This window comes from Streptomyces sp. NPDC088785 (assembly GCF_044750685.1).
GTDB lineage: Bacteria > Actinomycetota > Actinomycetes > Streptomycetales > Streptomycetaceae > Streptomyces.
Genome location: NZ_JBIVKH010000015.1, coordinates 120,990 through 137,890, shown reverse-complemented (window position 1 = coordinate 137,890; position 16,901 = coordinate 120,990). Strand labels below are relative to the sequence as shown.

The window sequence follows — 16,901 nt, the reverse complement described above, 5'->3', positions numbered from 1 at the left end:
TCAGGCCGCCATGCGGGCGGCGTCCAGGACGACGCTGATGGTCTTGCCGGCCGCGTCCGGCTCGATCGTGATCTCGGCGGCGAGCCGCCGAATGATGATCCAGCCGTTGCCGCCGGGCACCGCGGGGGCCGGGGCGCGCGGGGTCGGCGGGTCGGTGCTGTGGTCGCCGACCCGGATGGTCAGGGCCGTGCCGCGCACCCCCACGTCGAAGTCCCGGACGCCGGCCCCGTGGAGCAGCGCGTTGGTGACCAGCTCGCTGGTGACCAGACAGGCGTCCTGCACCAGCAGCGTGGCCTGCCGGGGCGGAAGCGTCTCGCACAGCGGCTGGAGTGCTGCTCTGACACGGCTGCGCGCTTCGGCACAGGTCATCCCCGTGGCCCCGTGGGCGGGCGGGCTCACCATCCCAACGTCCCCTCTGCCGTGCCTGTCGGGTCTCGTCCTGTGATGTGTGCGGCACGTCCGGTTCGCGTGCCCGCCTTCCGGAGCGGCACACGGACGAAGTCGCGGCGGGGTCCCGCCGTGCGCGTCACCGACTGATCGCGTCGAGTTCGCGCACGGCGGTCTCGACGTCGGCCGCGACGGCGAGGATCTCGTCGGCCGCCGTGATCTCCAGCAGCCGGCTGACGCCGGAGTGCAGGGGACCGGCCACGCGCAGCGGCCGGTCCGCGGCGGCGTGCCGGGCGTGCGCCTTGAGGAGCTGGTTGAGCAGCACGCTGTCGGCGAAGGTGAGACCCGACAGGTCGATCACCGTGCCCCGGGTGTCCGGATCGTGCAGGGCCTGGTCGAGGGCTTCCGTGATCTGTCTGAGGTCGCCCAGATCGGCTTCGCCGGATATGACCACCGTGACGATGCTTCCGTGCTGCTCAACGCGGGTGTCGCTGCTGCCTGATGTCATGGCCCGTACCTTTGCACACCCTGCTGCGGTGACCAACCGGGACCCGTGACGGATCTTGCGGTCCGCCGGTGCGCGCGGGGGTCAGCCACCGGGACGCAGGGTCGCGAGCCAGTCGGTCAGCAGCCGGTTCACCTCGGCGGGGCGCTCCTGCTGGATCCAGTGGCCGCAGCCGTCCAGCAGGTGCGGGCCCGACAGGCCGGGAAGGGTGCGGGGGAAGGCGTCGACGGCGTCCGACAGCCAGGTCGTGGACGCGTCGAGGGTACCGCCCGCGAACAGGGAGGGCTGGGTGAGCGGGGCCCCGCGGTACGCGGCGAGGTCCTCCCAGTCGCGGTCCATGGCGCGGTAGCGGTTGAGGGCGCCGGTCAGCCCGGTGCGCTCGAACTCCCCGGCGTAGACGTCGAGGTCGTCCTCGCCCAGCCAGGACGGGAGCGTGGCCGCGGGGAAGCGGTCGCGCAGGGTGGCGCCGCCGCCGCGGGTCACGAAGTGCGGGTCGGGCGCGCCCGGCGCGGGCATGGTGTCGGCGGACAGGGCCGCGTAGAAGCCGGCGAGCCAGCCCCGGACGTCGGGCTCGATCTCCGCCTCGGCGCGGCCGGGCTCCTGGAAGTAGGAGACGTAGAACTCCTCCTCCGGGCCGCCGATCCCGCCGAACACCTCGCTGGGGCGGGGGCCGCCGGGCGGCGCGTAGGGCACGCTCAGCAGGCCGACCGCGCGGAACACCTCGGGGTGCAGCAGGCCCGAGGTCGCGGCGATGGTGGCGCCCCAGTCGTGGCCGACGACCACCGCGCTCTCCTCGCCCAGGGCGCGGACGACGGCCACGTTGTCCGCCACCAGGTCGAGCAGGCGGTAGGCGGCGGGCTCCGCGGGCCGGGAGGACCGGCCGTACCCGCGCACGTCGACGGCCACCGCACGGTGACCGGCCGCCGCGAGGGCCGGAAGCTGGTGGCGCCAGGAGTACCAGGACTCGGGGAAGCCGTGCAGGAGCAGGACGAGCGGACCGCTGCCCTGCTCGACCAGGTGCAGGCGCCCGGCCGGGGCCTCGACGACGCGGTGGCGCGGGCGGGCGGACGTCTCGGGCTGCATGGGGTCTCCTCGGGGTGCGGGACGGCGTACGGCATCGGTTCACTCGCGCGGTCCGCGCACCTCGCTCCCGCGCGCCGCGGCCACCCGTCGATCATGCGCCGCCGCACCCGCCCGACGCGATCGCTGTTGACGATCTGGCAAACTCGCAGGCAGGACGGTACGAGAGCGTGCGGGGCACGGCGAGGGGACGCGGAGACAATGACGGTCGACGACGTGCACGGCACACTGGCGGCGCTGGGCCCCCGGCTGCGCGCCGCGCGCGAGCGGCACGGCGCCACGCTCGCCGCCGTCGGCTGCGCGACCGGCCTCGCGCCGAGCACCCTGTCGCGGATCGAGACCGGCCGCCGCCCGCCCACCCTGGAGACGCTGCTGCGGCTGGCGAAGGCGTACGACGTCTCCCTGGACGAACTGGCGGGCACCGCCCCCGCGCCGCGCCCGCCTGCCCCCGCCGACGACAAGGGAGACAGGGGTGACAAGGCGGTCCTGCCGCTCACCCGTTACGTCGGCGGGCTGCACGCCCACAAGCACGTGCTGCCCGCCGTCGACGAGCGGCCGGCCGTGCCGCCCCGGCAGGTCTCCCACGAGGGCCACGAGTGGCTGTGCGTCCTGTACGGGCGGCTGCGGCTCGCGCTCGGCGACCAGGTCCTCGTCCTCGCCGCCGGGGACGTCGCGGAGTTCGACACCCGCACCCCGCACGCGGTGGCGAACGCCGGGCCCGGGGGACCGGTCGAGTACCTGATCATGTTCGGCCCGCAGGGCGAGCGCCTCCGCCCCCGCACGCCCGCGCCGCCCGCCCGCGAGAGCCACCGGCCGCCCTGACGGCCGGGGCGCGCCGCTCAGGCCCCCGGCGTGGGCCAGGACTGCTCCGCCGCCCAGGAGGCGAACGACGTCCAGGGCACGCGCGGAAAAGCGGCGTGCAGCGCCGGGAGGTCGACGGCGTAGCCCACCCGCGTGAGGTAGTCGTACATGGCCCCCATGTCGGGGCTGGACCGGCGCACCGCCTCCAGCGGAACCTGCCGGTAGACGACCGTCCCGCCGGCCGCGGTGCCGATCGCCCGGGCCATCTGCGCCGGGGTCGGATCGTCCCCGGCGACTTCCACGCGGGCGCCCAGCCAGCGCGTGGGGTCGGCCAGCACGGCGGCGACGACCCGGCCGAGGTCACGGCGGGCCACCTGCTGCAACGGCGTGTCGGGCGGCAGCGCCAGCTTCATCTCGCCCTGCGCCACCTCCTGGAGTTCCCCGAGCGCGTTGTCGTAGAAGTAGGTGGGGGCGACGACCGTCGCGGGCACGTCCGAGTCGGCGAGCACCTCCTCGATGCGGGCCTTCGACTCGAAGTGCGGGATGCCGGTGTTCCGGTCCGCGGCGGCGACCGACGCCAGGACCAGATGGGGCAGATCCGCGCGGGAGGCGGCCTCCACGACGGCGGTGCCCTGCCGCACCTCCGCGTCCAGGCCGTCCTCGAAGGGCGTGGTGACCGCGAACGCCCCGGCCACCCCCGTGAAGGCCGCCGTGAGGGCGGCGACGTCGGTGAGGTCGGCCGTCACCAGCTCGGCCCCGGCGGCGGCGAGACCCCGCGCCCGGGCCGACGACGGATCACGGACCACCGCGCGCACCGGCCGGCCCGCCTCCCGCAGCGCGGCCAGCACGGCACCGCCCTGTCCGCCGGTGGCTCCCAGTACGGCGATCGTCATGCCGGTCCTCCCGTGGTCGCGGCGCCCGTCGGCCCCACCCTCGGCCACCCGCCCCCGGGCGGCCACCGGAACTCGCCCGACCGGGGCCGGGCGACGCCCGGGTTTCTTGCCCGATTCACACCCGGCGGCCCCGCCCGGTGCGCGAGTATCTACAGGAGCGGTCGTCAGCGCCGCACACCCCGCCGGTCATCTCCCCCGAAGGACGTCAGCCTTGAGCACCATCGGAATCGGGCAGGCCGTGGTGCTCGGCGTGGTCGAGGGGGTGACCGAGTTCCTCCCCGTGTCCTCCACCGGCCATCTGAAGATCGCCGAGGGGCTGATGGACATCCCCGTGGACGACAAGGCGGTCGTCGCCTTCACCGCGGTCATCCAGGTCGGCGCCATCGCCGCCGTCCTCGTCTACTTCTTCCGCGACATCGTGCGCTTCGTCACCGCCTGGGGACGCGGCCTCGCCGACCGCGACCAGCGCACCGGCCACGACTACAGGTTCACCTGGTGGGTCATCTACGCCACCGTCCCCATCGTCGTCGTCGGACTGGCCGCGAAGCCCCTCATCGAAGGGCCGCTGGCGTCGCTGTGGGTCGTGGCGGGCTCGCTGATCGTCGGCAGCGGGGTGATGTGGGCCGCGGACCGGCGCGGACGGCACCGGCGCGGCGAGGCCGACACCACCTTCAAGGACGCGATGCTCGTCGGCTGCTCGCAGATCCTGGCCCTGCTCTTCCCCGGCTTCTCCCGCTCCGGGGCGACCATGTCGACGGCGCTGCTCCTCGACCTGGACCGGGTCGCCGCCACCCGGCTCTCCTTCTTCCTCGGACTCCCGGCCCTGACCGGCGCCGGCCTGTACGAACTCAAGGACGCCGTGGGCGGCGGCGTCGGCGCCGCCCCGCTGGTCATCGGCACCCTGGTGTCGTTCGTCGTCGCCTACGCCTCCATCGCCTGGCTCCTCAGGTTCGTCGCCCGGCACACTTTCAACGCGTTCGTCGTCTACCGGATCGTCATCGGGGCGCTGGTGTTCGCGCTGCTCGGCGCGGGCGTGCTCGACGCCTGAGCGGGCGGAGGGCGGCCGGTCACGCCGGGTCCGCGGCCGGCACCGCGTACCCGGGCACGGACGGCCAGCGGACGGTCAGCACCACCGACTCCTCCTCGGCGCACCAGGAGTGGTCGACGCCGTGCCCCCACACGACGTAGTCGCCCTGCCGCTCCAACAGGACGCTGCGGCCCGGCAGTTCGACCCGGAAGCGGCCGCTGACGAGGACGAGGAGAGCCGTGCGCTCCTCGCCCCGCACCCAGCGCTGCCGCTCGTCACCGCGCGGGTGGACGCCCCACTTGATCTCCACGTCCTCGCTGTGCCGCGGATCCCCGGCGTCCTTGAAATGCCCCAGGAGCCAGCCCCGGTCCAGTGCCGCGTCCGTGCCCGCGTTGCCCACGTATACGTTGTCGCTCACGAGCCCGGACGCTAGCAGCCGGCCCGGGCGCGCCCGCCCCCGGCGCGGCGCGGGCGGGGCGGAGCCACCGCGCGGGGTCCCGGCACAGTGGCTCCACGGCCGATTCTCGACGGCCGCGGGGCCGGGCACCGGGCCCGCGCCGGGCGTGACCGCGCTCAGCGGCCGACGGACTCGCTCCGCGGACAGCGCGCGGCGCGACCGCCCGGCGGGGGAGGGGCCGGGCGGCCCGGGTCGGACCGGCCCCCGCCCGCCGGACCCGCCGCCGGGAGTCAGACGACGCCGTCGGCCCGGAGGCGGGCGATCTCGGCGGGGGTGCGGCCCTGGGCGGCCAGGATGGCGCCGGTGTGCGCGCCCAGCGCGGGCACCGGATCCATCCGGGCGTCGAGGCCGGCCAGGTCGGCGGGCGGCCGCAGGGCCCGTACGGTGCCGCCCGGGGCGGCGACGTCCACCCAGCGCCCCCGCTCCGCGAGCACCGGATGGGCCAGGAACGCGGCGACGTCGTTCACCCCCGCGTTGGCGATGCCCGCCGCGTCCAGGGCCCGCGCCACCTCGGCGCTGTCGCAGCGCCCGAACCGCGCGGCGACGATCGCGTCGAGCTCCTCGCGGTGGGCCACCCGGTCCGGGCCCGTGGCGAACCGGGGATCGTCGGCCAACTCCGGCCGCTCCAGGAAGTGTGCGCACAGCGCGACCCACTCTCGCTCGTTCTGGATGGAGAAGAGCACCTCCTTGCCGTCGGCCGCGGGGTAGGCGCCGTACGGGGCGATGGTGGCGTGCCGCGTACCGATGCGCGGCGGCTGTGTCCCCCCGTGCCGCGTGTAGTACGCGGGCTGGCTCATCCACTCCGCGAGCGCCTCGAAGAGGGACACCTCCACGGCGCGCGCCACACCCGTCGTCGCCCGGGTTAACAGTGCGGTCAGGATCCCGGTGTAGGCGTACATGCCCGCGGCGATGTCGGCGACCGACACCCCGGTCCTGGCCGTGCCCTCCGGGGTGCCGGTCAGCGAGACCAGGCCGGTCTGGCACTGCACCAGCAGGTCGTACGCCTTGCGGTCGGCCCAGGGGCCCGTGGTGCCCCAGCCCGAGATCGTGCAGGCGATCAGCGACGGGTGCCGCTCGGCCAGGCTCCCCGGGTCGAGGCCCAGCCGGGCGGCCGCGCCGGGGCCGAGGTTCTGCACGAAGACGTCGGCGTCCGCGAGGAGTTCGTCCAGGACGGCGCGGCCCGCGGCCGACTTCACGTCCAGCGTCAGGGACTCCTTGGACCGGTTGAGCCACACGAAATAGCTGGACTCACCGTCGACCGTCGTGTCGTAGCGCCGGGCGAAGTCCCCGCCGTCCGGACGCTCGATCTTGATCACGCGCGCCCCGAGATCGGCCAGTTGCCGCGTGGCGAACGGCGCCGCCACCGCCTGTTCGAGGCTGACGACGGTGATGCCCGCGAGGGGCGGCGCGGCGGCGCGGTCGGTCGGTTCGGTCATGCGAGGACCTCCAGGTCGGCGGGGCGGCGGCCGGGCCGGGCAGCACCCCGTACCGGAGCTGCCATCATGAGCCCCCGGCCGCGGCACCCGGCGCCCGGCGCCGCCGGAGCCGAACCCGCCGCCCGCGCACGGCCCTTGGGCCCGGCGCACGAGGGGCCCGGCCACTACCATCGGCCCGGGCGGGCGACGGCGCCGAGGCGGACCCGCCCGCCGGGCACGCCCGGGACGAGTCGAGGAGGGCCGCACCATGACCGAGGAATTCGCGCTGCTGGGAGTGCCGTCCTGCGCGGGGACGCACGGCCCGGGACAGGAGAAGGCCCCCGCGGCCCTGCGCTCCGCCGGTCTCGTGGACCGGCTGCGGGCCGCCGGGGTGAAGGTCACCGACCACGGGGACCTGCCCGTGGTGCCGTTCAGGACCGACCCCCTGCGCCGCGACCGGCAGAACCTCCCACGGGTCGTCGAGGTGGCCCGCGCCGTGGCCGACCGGGTCGGCGCGCTCCTCGACTCCGGCGCGGTCCCGCTGGTGATCGGCGGCGACTGCACGATCACGCTCGGCGTGCTCGCCGCCCACGTCGCCCGCCGGCCCGGCACCGGGCTCCTCTACTTCGACGGCGACCTGGACCTGTCGGTGCCCGGGACCAGCCGGTCCGGGATCCTCGACACGATGGTGCTGTCCCACCTGCTCGGCGACGGCGCGCCGGAGCTGCGGGACGTGGGGCCGCGCACCCCGCTGATGCCGGTCTCCGCCGTCGCGGCGTTCGGCTACGAGCCGGCGGAGCTGGGACCGGCGGGGCGCGAGCGCCTCGCCGCGTACGGGCTGCGGGCCAGGTCCTGCACCGAGCTGACCGCGCCGGGCACCGACCCGGTCGCCGAGGCGCGCGCGTTCTGGCGCGAACTCGCCGCCCACCACGAGCGGTTCGTGCTGCACTTCGACGTCGACGTGATCGACTCCGTGGACTTCCCGCTCGCCGACTTCCCGCACTACAACGAAGGGCTGCCGGTCGGCGTCGCCTTCGACTGCCTCGCCGAGTTCGGCTCCGCGCCGCCGCTGGCGACCCTGGTGGTCACCGAGGTCAACCCCCACCGGGACCCCGACGGGACACTGGTCGACGCGCTGGTCGGCGCCCTGGTGCGGGCCCTCGGTTCCCGCCCGGCGTGACGCCGGGGGCCCGTCGGCGGCCGGCGCGTCAGCGGGCGCGGGCCGGCGCGCCGGGCCGTCCGCTCACCGGGAGGCGCCGGCGTTGTCGATGACCGTGTCCAGCAGGGAGCGCGAGCGCTGAAGGTCCGCGATCATCCGGTCGATGCGGTCCCGCTCCACCGTCAGCTCGGCCACGAGGAACGTGTCGGCGGTCTCCGCCGGGCCGCCGTCGCTGTCCCGCATGCACGGCAGCAGCTTCACGATCTTCGCGCTGCACAGCCCCGCGGCGTACAACTCCTGGACCCGCCGCACCCGGTCCACCGCCCCGTCGTCGAACTCCCGGTGCCCGCCCGGGGTGCGCCGGGCCGACAGCAGGCCCTCCTGCTCGTAGTAGCGCAACGAGCGCTCGCTGACGCCCGTCCGCCGGGCCAGCTCACCGATCCGCATGACGCACCTCACACCCCGCCGGCTTGATTCTCACATTGATGTCAACTTCTACGGTACCGGCATGACTTCCGAAACGACGCCCGTCTCCCCGCTCCTGGCCCCCGCCCGGCTCGCCGGCCACGACCTCGCCAACCGCCTGGTCATCGCGCCCATGACCCGCAACCGCGCCGACGCCGACGGCACCCCCACCGCCCTGATGGCCGAGTACTACGCCCAGCGCGCCACCGCCGGGGCGATCATCGCCGAGGCGTCCACCCCGAACGCGGTCGGCCAGACCTACCCCCACATCACCGCCCTGCACACCGACGCCCACACCGAGGGCTGGCGCCGGGTCACCCGGGCGGTCCGGGCCGCGGGCGGCGGACCGATGTTCCTCCAGATTCAGCACGGCGGACGCGTCGGCCACCCCGACACCAGCGGCCACACCCCGATCGCCCCCTCGCCGATCCCGCTGCCCGAGCCCCTGCACACGCCCTCCGGCCGCCAGGACGCCGTCGTCCCGCGCGAGATGACGGCCGACGACATCCGGCGGACCGTCGCCGACTTCGCGGCCGCCGCCCGCCGCGCCGTCGACGCGGGCTTCGCCGGGGTGGAGGTGCACAGCGCCAACGGCTACCTGCTCCACCAGTTCCTCGCCACCGGCACCAACCGGCGCACCGACGCCTACGGCGGCCCGGTCGCGCACCGCATCCGCTTCACCACCGAGGTCGTCGACGCCGTCGCCACCGCGATCGGCGCGCACCGCACCGGGCTGCGCATCTCGCCGGGACGCGCCGTCAACGGCGTCGCCGACACGGACGCCGACGAGCTGTACCCCGCCCTGCTGGAGGCCGTCGCGGGCCAGGACCTCGCCTATCTGCACCTCGCGTTCGCCGACCCCGGACAGCCGCTGTTCGCCCGGCTGCGCGCACGCTGGACCGGCACCCTGATCGCCAACCCGGTGCTGCCCGCCGACCGGATCCCCGCCGACGGCGGCCGCGCGGCCGGCGAACGGCTCCTCGCGGCCGGCGCCGACCTCATCGCGCTCGGCCGGCCCTTCCTCGCCAACCCCGACCTCGTGCACCGGCTGCGCACGGGCGCGCCGGTCAACGCCGTACGCGACCGGTACGCGATGTACACCGGAGGCGCCACCGGCTACACCGACTACCCGCGCCTGCTCCCGTACGGCTGACCGCGCCGGGTCGGCGGCACCCCGAGACCGCCCCGTCCGGCGCGCAAACATCCGGCGGCCGCGATCATCGGATCGAGTTAATGTCCCCCGGTTCTCCTGGATCCCCGCCGTCGCGGGCCCTTAACGTTCACCTGCAATCCGGATCAACCGGTCCTAACTCCGTTGCCCACAAGGGCATTTGCCCGACCATTTCCTGCCAGCTCCGAAGTCCCCACCTCTGAAACCGGAGAGACACCCGTTGACTGTTGACTCGATCCCCGAGGCCCGGCGGGAGCCGCCACGGCAATCCAGTCTGGGCACGGCGGCCGCCCGCAACCTCTCCACCACCACCAAGTCGGCCCCGCAGATGCAGGAGATCAGCTCCCGCTGGCTGCTGCGGATGCTGCCCTGGGTGGAGACCACGGGCGGCGCCTACCGGGTGAACCGCCGCCTGACCTACACCGTCGGTGACGGCAGCGTCGACTTCGTCCAGGACGGATCCCGCGTCCGCGTCATCCCGCGCGAACTCGGCGAACTGCCGCTGCTGCGCGGCTTCGACGACGTGGAGGTGCTGACCGCCCTAGCCGAGCGCTGCGTCCAGCGCGACTTCCGGGACGGCGAGACCCTCGTCGAGCGCGGAACGCCCGCGGACCGGCTCCACCTCATCGCCCACGGACGCGTGAGCCAGCTCGCCGCCGGCGAGTTCGGCGACGACGTCACCCTCGACGTCCTCGCCGACGGCGACCGGTTCGGGGACGAGGCGCTGCTCGACGAGGACGCCCGGTGGGAGCAGACCGCCGTCGCCGAGACGTCCGGCACCCTGCTCACCCTCTCCCGCGCCGACTTCGCCTCCGTCCTGGCCGGCGCGCCGGACCTGCGGGACCACGTCGAGGCCTTCCGGTCCCGGTCGCGGCAGCGCCAGAACCACCGCGGCGAGGCCGAGATCGCGATGTCGGCGGGCCACCACGGGGAGCACGAGCTGCCCGGCGCGTTCGTCGACTACGAGGCCCGGCCCCGCGAGTACGAACTGTCGGTCGCCCAGACCATCCTGCGCGTCAACACCAGGGTCGCCGACCTCTACAACGTGCCGATGAACCAGACGGAGGAGCAGCTCCGGCTCACCATCGAGGCGCTGCGCGAACGCCAGGAACACGAACTCATCAACAACCCCGAGTTCGGGCTGCTGCACAACGCCGACTTCAAGCAGCGCATCCAGACGCACGCCGGCCCGCCGACCCCCGACGACCTGGACTCGCTGCTCTGCCGCCGCCGCGGATCGAAGTTCTACCTCGCCCACCCCCGCACCATCGCGGCGATCGGCCGCGAGTTCAACGCGCGCGGCCTCTACCCGGAGGACATGGACCTCGAAGGGCACCGCGTCATGGCCTGGCGCGGGGTCCCCCTCCTGCCCTGCGACAAGATCCCCATCACCAAGGAACGCACCAGCTCCATCCTCATCATGCGGACCGGCCTGGAGGAGCAGGGCGTCATCGGGCTGCGGCAGACCGGCCTGCCCGACGAGTACGAGCCGGGACTCTCGGTCCGGTTCATGGGCGTCGACGAGAAGGCCATCACGTCGTACCTCGTCAGTACCTACTACTCGGCCGCGATCCTCGTGCCGGACGCCGTCGGTGTCCTGGAGAACGTGCAGATCTCCCGCTGGCCCAGGTAGCGGCACAGCGCCGCGCCGCCCGGTGCCCCGCAACACAAGGAGCCCTCAAGGAGTCATGGATGCCACCGCCTGAGCCGAGCCCGCCGCGCGCGGGCGTGCCGCCCGAGGCCTCCCGCTACGGCGGGCAGGTCCTGGCCGATGCCGCCGCCCGCGCGCGCGACATCAGCGCCGCCTTCGCCGCGCCGCCCCCGGCCGTCCCCGCCCCGGCGGCAGCTACCCCGGCCGTCCCGCCGGACACCGGTCTGGCGCGCCTGCTGAGCGGCCCGAGCGGCATCGGCACCACGGGCCTGCGGCTCACCCTCCCCGAGGCGGCGCCCCCGGCGGCGCCGCCCGCCGGGACGGGCACGCCGATCCCCGGCCTCTACCACCACCCGATCCCCGAGCCCGACCCCGTGCGCGTCGCGGAGGTCAGCCGCAGGATCAAGGACTGGGCGCTGGACGAGGTCTCCCTCTATCCCGACGACTGGGCCGAGGAGTTCGACGGCTTCTCCGTGGGCAGTTACATGGTCGGCTGCCATCCCGACGCCCCCACCGTCGACCACCTGATGATCGCCACCCGGCTGATGGTGGCCGAGAACGCGGTGGACGACTGCTACTGCGAGGACCACGGCGGCTCGCCCGTCGGACTCGGCGAGCGCCTGCTCCTCGCCCACACCGCGCTCGACCCGCTCCACACGACGGCGGAGTACCAGCCCGACTGGGCCGCGTCCCTGCACGCGGACGCCCCGCGACGCGCGTACCGCTCCGCCATGGAGTACTTCGTCCGGCAGGGCAGCGCCTCCCAGGCCGACCGCTACCGGCACGACATGGCCCGGCTGCACCTGGGCTATCTCGCCGAGGCCGCCTGGGCCCAGGAGGAACGGGTGCCGGAGGTCTGGGAGTACCTGGCGATGCGCCAGTTCAACAACTTCCGGCCCTGCCCCACCATCACCGACACCGTCGGCGGCTACGAACTGCCGGCGGACCTGCACGCACGGCCCGACATGCAGAAGGTCATCGCGCTTGCCGGGAACGCGACGACCATCGTCAACGACCTCTACTCGTACACGAAGGAACTCGACGCCCCCGGAACGCACTTGAACCTTCCGGTGGTCATCGCGGAACGGGAGGGCCTCTCCGACCGGGACGCCTACCTGAAGTCGGTCGAGGTCCACAACGACCTCATGCGCGACTTCGAGAGCGCGGCCGCCGACCTGGCCGCCGAACTGCCCCTGCCGGCCGTCCAGCGCTTCCTGCGCGGCGTCGCCGCGTGGGTCGACGGAAACCACCACTGGCACCAGAACAACACCTACCGCTACAGCCTGCCCGACTTCTGGTAAGAGATAGGACCCTTTAGTGCTCAGCACCGAACTCACCGTCCCCTCCGCCGGCCGCACCCTCAAGGTCCCCCACCCGGCCACGCCCTACCAGGGGGACATCGCCCGCTACTGGGACGGCGAGGCCCGTCCCGTGAACCTGCGGCTCGGTGACGTCGACGGTCTCTACCACCACCACTACGGCATCGGAGACGTCGACGAGTCCGCACTCGGCGGCGACGGCGACGCGGCGAGCGAGCAGAAGCTCGTCGCCGAACTCCACCGGCTGGAGTCCGCGCAGGCGGACCTCCTCCTGAAGCACCTCGGCGACATCGGCGCCGACGACACCCTGATGGACGCCGGCTGCGGACGCGGCGGGTCGATGGTGATGGCGAACCAGCGCTTCGGCTGCTCCGTCGAGGGCGTCACCCTCTCCGCCAAGCAGGCCGAGTTCGCCAACGGCCGCGCCGCCGAACTCGGCATCCAGGACCGGGTGCGGGCCCGCGTGTGCAACATGCTCGCCACCCCGTTCGAGACCGGACGGATCGCGGCGTCCTGGAACAACGAGTCGAGCATGTACGTCGACCTGCACGACCTCTTCGCGGAGCACTCCCGCGTCCTGGAGGTCGGCGGCCGCTACGTCACCATCACCGGCTGCTGGAACCCGCGCTACGGCCAGCCCTCCAAGTGGGTCTCCCAGATCAACGCCCACTTCGAGTGCAACATCCACTCCCGCCGCGAGTACCTGCGCGCGATGGCCGACAACCGCCTGGTGCCGCAGGCCGTCATCGACCTCACCCCCGACACCCTGCCCTACTGGAAGCTGCGCGCCACCTCGTCGCTGGTGACCGGCATCGAGGAGGCGTTCATCAAGTCCTACGAGGACGGCTCCTTCCAGTATGTGCTGATCGCCGCCGACCGCGTCTGACCCACCCCCACCGAAGAGGGCCCGATCCAGCCGGTCGGGCCCTCTTCCCCGTCCGGGGCCGGCGGCCCGCGGGACAGGGTGCCCGGACGCCGTTGACTGGGGTGGAAACGCCGTGGAACGGTGAAACCGCGTTCCCGTCCTGCCTGCCCCAGGCCCGCGCGACCACGGGCCGACGAGAGAACTGGAAGCGGATCCCCGTGACGCTCGGAAACTCGCACCCCTCTCCGGCCGACGACCGCGGCCCCACCGATGACCGCCGCCTCACCCCGGCCCGGACCGAAATGCTCGAGAAGGAGTTCGCCGCCCGGCCGGCGAACCGGCTGATGCAGAACGCCGTCACCCAGACCTCCGTGGACGACATCGCCCTGGACCGGCGGATCGTGACCGCCGCCGACCACTCGGTCTCCCACCACCTGGACGACTGGAAGGTCACCAACCAGAAGAAGAGCGGGCGCTGCTGGATGTTCGCGGGGCTCAACCTGCTGCGGGTCGGCGCCGCCCGCGAACTCGGCGTCAAGGACTTCGAGTTCTCCCAGAACTACGTCCTCTGGTGGGACAAGTTCGAGCGGGCGAACTACTTCCTGGAGTCCATGATCGAGACCTCCGGCGCCGACGTCGACGACCGGACGGTGGCGCACCTGCTGGCCGACCCCATCAGCGACGGCGGGCAGTGGAACATGTTCGTGGCGCTGGTCGCCAAGCACGGCCTCGTACCGAAGAGCGCCATGCCCGAGACGCAGAGCTCCTCGGCCACCGGCCCCATGAACCGGGCCCTGAAGACCCTCCTGCGGCGCGGCGCCCGGGACCTGCGCCGGCTCGCCGCCGACGGCGCCCCGGCGCAGCGCGAGCACAAGGCCGAGATCCTCGCCGCCGTGCACCGCGTGCTCAGCATCCACCTCGGCACGCCCCCGCGGCGGTTCCTGTGGCAGTGGCGGGACAAGGACCGGGAGTTCCACCGCGCGGGCTGGCTGACCCCGGCCGAGTTCGCGGACGCGTACGTACGCATACCCCTCGACGCGTACGTGTGCCTGGTCCACGACCCGCGCGAGTCGAGCCCCGCGGGCCGCACCTTCACCGTGGAGCACCTCGGCAACATCGTCGAGGCACCGCCCGTGGTCTATCTCAACGTGGAGATGGACCTCCTCAAGCGGCTCACCATGGACGCCGTGGTGGGCGGCGAGCCCGTCTGGTTCGGCTGCGACGTCGGTCGCATGATGCGCGCGGACCTCGGACTGTGGGACGCGGCCCTGTACGACTACGAGGGGGTCTACGACGCGCCGTTGACGATGGACAAGGCGGAGCGGCTCCTCCACCACGAGACGCAGATGACGCACGCGATGCTGTTCACCGGCGTCGACGTGGTCGACGGCGCGCCGCGCCGCTGGCGGGTCGAGAACAGCTGGGGCGGCGAGCGCGCCGACAAGGGCTTCTGGACGATGAACGACTCCTGGTTCGGCGAGCACGTCTTCGAGGTCGCCGTGCGCCGTTCCGCGCTGCCGCCGGAACTGGCCGAGGCCCTGGACCGGCCGCCGATCGTGCTCCCGGCCTGGGACCCGATGGGCGCCCTCGCCCGGTGACGGGCGGCCCCTACGGCGACCCGTCCGCCGCGCCGCGCGCGGGCAGCCGGTGCCGCAGGACCGCGAGGGAGGTGCAGGTGACGGGCAGGGTCAGGGCCGCCGCGCACAGGATGCCGACGATCACGGGGGAGAGGATGCCCGCGTAGTACCCGGCGAAGAAGTTCCCCGTGGCCCCTTCGACCAGGCCCCGCACGGCGGGCCGCAGCGGCAGGGCGACCTGCGTGGCGAGCCGGAGTACGACGGCGGTGACGACGGCCAGCGGCACGGCGAGGGCGAGCACCCGCACGCCCCCGCCGAGGGTCGTCGTCTGCGCCCAGGACCGGCGCAGCGCCGCCCGCGCGCCGAGTCCGTCGGCGACGCCCGCCGGGGCGAGGGCCAGCGCGAGCCGCAGCACGGCGGCCACCGCGAAGGCCGCCACCGGCAGGTCCGAGACGACGGCGTACGCCCACGAGTCGCGGGCCAGCGGCAGCGGGGTGTCGAGCTGGTGGCCGGTCAGCCGGTACGCCACGACCAGGGCGAGCACCGGCGGCGTCCACACGAGGAGCCCGCGCAGCAGGTACACCGTCAGCATCGGTCGCAGCCGGGCGGGCGGGCGAGCGGGGTCGCGCGTCCCGGCCGCCACGGCCCGGGAGCACGCCTGCTGCACGGCCGCGCTGCCGATGCCGAGCAGCAGCAGGAAGAGCGGGAGCGTCCAGGCGACGACGAGCCGCAGGCCGCTGGTGTCGTGCAGGTACGGGTCCTCGTTGTGCCGGTAGAACAGGACCTGGTCGTGCATGCGGGTGAACACCGGCCAGGAGAGCGCGAACAGCGTCGCCGTCAGAAACAGCCAGACCAGACCGGCCAGCGCGACGACACGGCCCGTGGCGGCCGCCAGCGGCGCCCGGTGCCGCCACAGGACACCGGCCGCCGTGCGGACGACGCCGGGCCGGGGCCGGTCGGCGCGAGGGGGCGGGGGCAGGTCGTCCGGGGCGGTGCGCGTCGTCAAGCCGATCTTCTCCTGCGTCCTGCGGCTGGTGGTCGCAGGTGAGGACGCGGGGACGGGCGGCCGCGGTTCTGCCCCGCGGCGCGCCCGGGCCCCTCGGTCCGGGCGGGCCGGTCAGAACGGCGGGTCGGCGGCGAGGTCCACCGGCGTGCGCAGCCCGGTCCGCTGGGCCGTCACGCCCGCCTCACAGGCGGCGGCCGCCGCGTACCCGTCCCAGGAGGACGGCCCGACGACCCGGCCCGCCCGCGTCGCCGCCACCCAGGCCCGCACCTCACGGTCGTAGGCGGCCCGGAAACGCGTGAGGTAGTCCTGGTCGAGGGCGCCGCCCCACCGGCCCGCCGCCTGCACGACCATGGCGTGGCCGTCGCCGATCCGTGCCGTGCCGTGCTCGCAGACCGCCTCGCACCGGACCTGGTCGCCGAAGCCCGCGTTGCGGTACAGCTCCACGTCGGAGACCACCCCGCCCGTCGTCTCCAGGATCATCAGCTGCGGGTCGGGCACGCCGCCCGGGGACGAGGGCGGGGGAGCGGGCTTCACCACCTGGACGGCGGCGATCTCGTGCCCGGTGAGCCAGCGGGTGACGTCCATCTCGTGCGCCGCCGAGTCGGTGATCATCATCTGCTCGGTGAAGTGCCCGGGGGTGGCGGTGTTGCGGTGCCGCTGGTGCAGCATCAGCGGGCGGCCGAGCCCGCCGGCGTCCAGCACCGCCTTCAACTGCTGGTACTCCGCATCGAAGCGGCGCATGAAGCCGACCTGGATGCGGCGGTGGCCGAGCCGCCGCTCCGCCTCGACGATCCGGTACGCGCTCGCCGCGTCCGGCGTCAGCGGCTTCTCGCACAGCACCGGCAGGTCGAGCGCGAGCGCCCGCACCAGCGCCTCCTCGTGCGCGGGGCCGGAGGAGGCGATGAGCACGGCGTCCACGCCGGGCGCCGCCAGCGCGGCGGCCGCGTCGGCGTGCACGGTGCAGCCGTCGAGGCCCGCCGCGACCCGGCGGGCGCGCTCCACGTCCAGGTCGGCGACGGCCGCGACGCGCGCGCCGCCGACCGCCGTCTCGATGCGGCGCACGTGGTCGGCGCCCATCTTCCCGGTCCCGATGACCGCCACTCCCAGGGGCACGGCGCCCACT

The 16,901-nt window shown here is 74.2% G+C and carries 17 protein-coding genes; 8 read left to right on the top strand and 9 right to left on the bottom strand.

Annotation, left to right across the window (positions count from 1 at the left end):
• From ACIP5K_RS30650 to ACIP5K_RS30640, 3 genes are all read right to left on the bottom strand, one after another.
• Positions 1 to 369, bottom strand: a complete 369-nt coding sequence (locus ACIP5K_RS30650) for an ATP-binding protein (protein ID WP_401414773.1) — start codon at positions 367 to 369, stop codon at positions 1 to 3.
• 157 nt (positions 370 to 526) lie between these two features.
• A complete protein-coding gene (locus ACIP5K_RS30645; protein ID WP_401414771.1) occupies positions 527 to 895 on the bottom strand; it encodes an STAS domain-containing protein in 369 nt (122 codons plus the stop codon).
• An 81-nt stretch (positions 896 to 976) separates the two neighbouring features.
• Positions 977 to 1,975: an alpha/beta fold hydrolase gene (locus ACIP5K_RS30640; protein ID WP_401414769.1), complete on the bottom strand. Its 999-nt coding sequence runs from the start codon at positions 1,973 to 1,975 to the stop codon at positions 977 to 979.
• A 198-nt stretch (positions 1,976 to 2,173) separates the two neighbouring features.
• Here ACIP5K_RS30640 and ACIP5K_RS30635 point away from each other — a divergent pair, with 198 nt between their 5' ends.
• Positions 2,174 to 2,794: a helix-turn-helix domain-containing protein gene (locus ACIP5K_RS30635; RefSeq protein ID WP_401414767.1), complete on the top strand. Its 621-nt coding sequence runs from the start codon at positions 2,174 to 2,176 to the stop codon at positions 2,792 to 2,794.
• A gap of 17 nt (positions 2,795 to 2,811) precedes the next feature.
• On the opposite strand, the gene ACIP5K_RS30630 is transcribed toward ACIP5K_RS30635, so the two are convergent.
• Positions 2,812 to 3,666, bottom strand: coding sequence for an NmrA/HSCARG family protein (locus ACIP5K_RS30630; RefSeq protein WP_401414766.1), 855 nt, complete (start codon positions 3,664 to 3,666; stop codon positions 2,812 to 2,814).
• A 211-nt stretch (positions 3,667 to 3,877) separates the two neighbouring features.
• Here ACIP5K_RS30630 and ACIP5K_RS30625 point away from each other — a divergent pair, with 211 nt between their 5' ends.
• Complete coding sequence (locus tag ACIP5K_RS30625) at positions 3,878 to 4,714, top strand: undecaprenyl-diphosphate phosphatase (protein WP_401414764.1); 837 nt, start codon at positions 3,878 to 3,880, stop codon at positions 4,712 to 4,714.
• Positions 4,715 to 4,733: 19 nt separating this feature from the next.
• On the opposite strand, the gene ACIP5K_RS30620 is transcribed toward ACIP5K_RS30625, so the two are convergent.
• Both ACIP5K_RS30620 and ACIP5K_RS30615 read right to left on the bottom strand, forming a co-directional pair.
• Positions 4,734 to 5,111 carry a signal peptidase I gene (locus ACIP5K_RS30620; protein ID WP_401414762.1) on the bottom strand — a complete coding sequence of 126 codons (378 nt, stop codon included), beginning with the start codon at positions 5,109 to 5,111 and terminating at the stop codon, positions 4,734 to 4,736.
• A gap of 269 nt (positions 5,112 to 5,380) precedes the next feature.
• A complete protein-coding gene (locus tag ACIP5K_RS30615; protein ID WP_401414761.1) occupies positions 5,381 to 6,586 on the bottom strand; it encodes a CaiB/BaiF CoA transferase family protein in 1,206 nt (401 codons plus the stop codon).
• A gap of 247 nt (positions 6,587 to 6,833) precedes the next feature.
• Here ACIP5K_RS30615 and ACIP5K_RS30610 point away from each other — a divergent pair, with 247 nt between their 5' ends.
• Positions 6,834 to 7,745: an arginase family protein gene (locus ACIP5K_RS30610; RefSeq protein WP_401414759.1), complete on the top strand. Its 912-nt coding sequence runs from the start codon at positions 6,834 to 6,836 to the stop codon at positions 7,743 to 7,745.
• A 63-nt stretch (positions 7,746 to 7,808) separates the two neighbouring features.
• Here ACIP5K_RS30610 and ACIP5K_RS30605 read toward each other — a convergent pair whose 3' ends face one another.
• A complete protein-coding gene (locus ACIP5K_RS30605) occupies positions 7,809 to 8,171 on the bottom strand; it encodes a MerR family transcriptional regulator (protein ID WP_401414758.1) in 363 nt (120 codons plus the stop codon).
• Between the two features lie 61 nt (positions 8,172 to 8,232).
• Here ACIP5K_RS30605 and ACIP5K_RS30600 point away from each other — a divergent pair, with 61 nt between their 5' ends.
• The 5 genes from ACIP5K_RS30600 to ACIP5K_RS30580 all read left to right on the top strand — a co-directional run bounded on the left by ACIP5K_RS30600 (position 8,233) and on the right by ACIP5K_RS30580 (position 14,793).
• A complete protein-coding gene (locus tag ACIP5K_RS30600) occupies positions 8,233 to 9,342 on the top strand; it encodes an alkene reductase (RefSeq protein ID WP_401414756.1) in 1,110 nt (369 codons plus the stop codon).
• A 238-nt stretch (positions 9,343 to 9,580) separates the two neighbouring features.
• On the top strand, positions 9,581 to 10,993 hold the full coding sequence (locus tag ACIP5K_RS30595) for a family 2B encapsulin nanocompartment shell protein (protein ID WP_401414754.1): 1,413 nt from the start codon (positions 9,581 to 9,583) through the stop codon (positions 10,991 to 10,993).
• 59 nt (positions 10,994 to 11,052) lie between these two features.
• Positions 11,053 to 12,312 carry a family 2 encapsulin nanocompartment cargo protein terpene cyclase gene (locus tag ACIP5K_RS30590; protein ID WP_401414752.1) on the top strand — a complete coding sequence of 420 codons (1,260 nt, stop codon included), beginning with the start codon at positions 11,053 to 11,055 and terminating at the stop codon, positions 12,310 to 12,312.
• A gap of 16 nt (positions 12,313 to 12,328) precedes the next feature.
• Positions 12,329 to 13,216 carry a geranyl diphosphate 2-C-methyltransferase gene (locus ACIP5K_RS30585; RefSeq protein WP_401414751.1) on the top strand — a complete coding sequence of 296 codons (888 nt, stop codon included), beginning with the start codon at positions 12,329 to 12,331 and terminating at the stop codon, positions 13,214 to 13,216.
• A 197-nt stretch (positions 13,217 to 13,413) separates the two neighbouring features.
• Entirely contained in the window at positions 13,414 to 14,793 is a 1,380-nt protein-coding gene (locus tag ACIP5K_RS30580; protein WP_401414750.1) for an aminopeptidase C, read from the top strand.
• A 10-nt stretch (positions 14,794 to 14,803) separates the two neighbouring features.
• Here ACIP5K_RS30580 and ACIP5K_RS30575 read toward each other — a convergent pair whose 3' ends face one another.
• Together ACIP5K_RS30575 and ACIP5K_RS30570 are read right to left on the bottom strand one after the other, a co-directional pair.
• Positions 14,804 to 15,778: a hypothetical protein gene (locus tag ACIP5K_RS30575; protein ID WP_401414749.1), complete on the bottom strand. Its 975-nt coding sequence runs from the start codon at positions 15,776 to 15,778 to the stop codon at positions 14,804 to 14,806.
• A 111-nt stretch (positions 15,779 to 15,889) separates the two neighbouring features.
• The gene (locus ACIP5K_RS30570; protein ID WP_401414748.1) at positions 15,890 to 16,891 is read right to left on the bottom strand and encodes a Gfo/Idh/MocA family protein; all 1,002 of its coding nucleotides are present in this window, start codon (positions 16,889 to 16,891) and stop codon (positions 15,890 to 15,892) included.
• Positions 16,892 to 16,901: the final 10 nt, after the last annotated feature.

Bases quoted from the DNA above. Each gene is read 5' to 3' on its own strand.
- ACIP5K_RS30650 (WP_401414773.1), bottom strand. From the start codon at position 369: ATGACCTGTGCCGAAGCGCGCAGCCGTGTCAGAGCAGCACTCCAGCCG.
- ACIP5K_RS30645 (WP_401414771.1), bottom strand. From the start codon at position 895: ATGACATCAGGCAGCAGCGACACCCGCGTTGAGCAGCACGGAAGCATC.
- ACIP5K_RS30640 (WP_401414769.1), bottom strand. From the start codon at position 1,975: ATGCAGCCCGAGACGTCCGCCCGCCCGCGCCACCGCGTCGTCGAGGCC.
- ACIP5K_RS30635 (WP_401414767.1), top strand. From the start codon at position 2,174: ATGACGGTCGACGACGTGCACGGCACACTGGCGGCGCTGGGCCCCCGG.
- ACIP5K_RS30630 (WP_401414766.1), bottom strand. From the start codon at position 3,666: ATGACGATCGCCGTACTGGGAGCCACCGGCGGACAGGGCGGTGCCGTG.
- ACIP5K_RS30615 (WP_401414761.1), bottom strand. From the start codon at position 6,586: ATGACCGAACCGACCGACCGCGCCGCCGCGCCGCCCCTCGCGGGCATC.
- ACIP5K_RS30610 (WP_401414759.1), top strand. From the start codon at position 6,834: ATGACCGAGGAATTCGCGCTGCTGGGAGTGCCGTCCTGCGCGGGGACG.
- ACIP5K_RS30605 (WP_401414758.1), bottom strand. From the start codon at position 8,171: ATGCGGATCGGTGAGCTGGCCCGGCGGACGGGCGTCAGCGAGCGCTCG.
- ACIP5K_RS30600 (WP_401414756.1), top strand. From the start codon at position 8,233: ATGACTTCCGAAACGACGCCCGTCTCCCCGCTCCTGGCCCCCGCCCGG.
- ACIP5K_RS30590 (WP_401414752.1), top strand. From the start codon at position 11,053: ATGCCACCGCCTGAGCCGAGCCCGCCGCGCGCGGGCGTGCCGCCCGAG.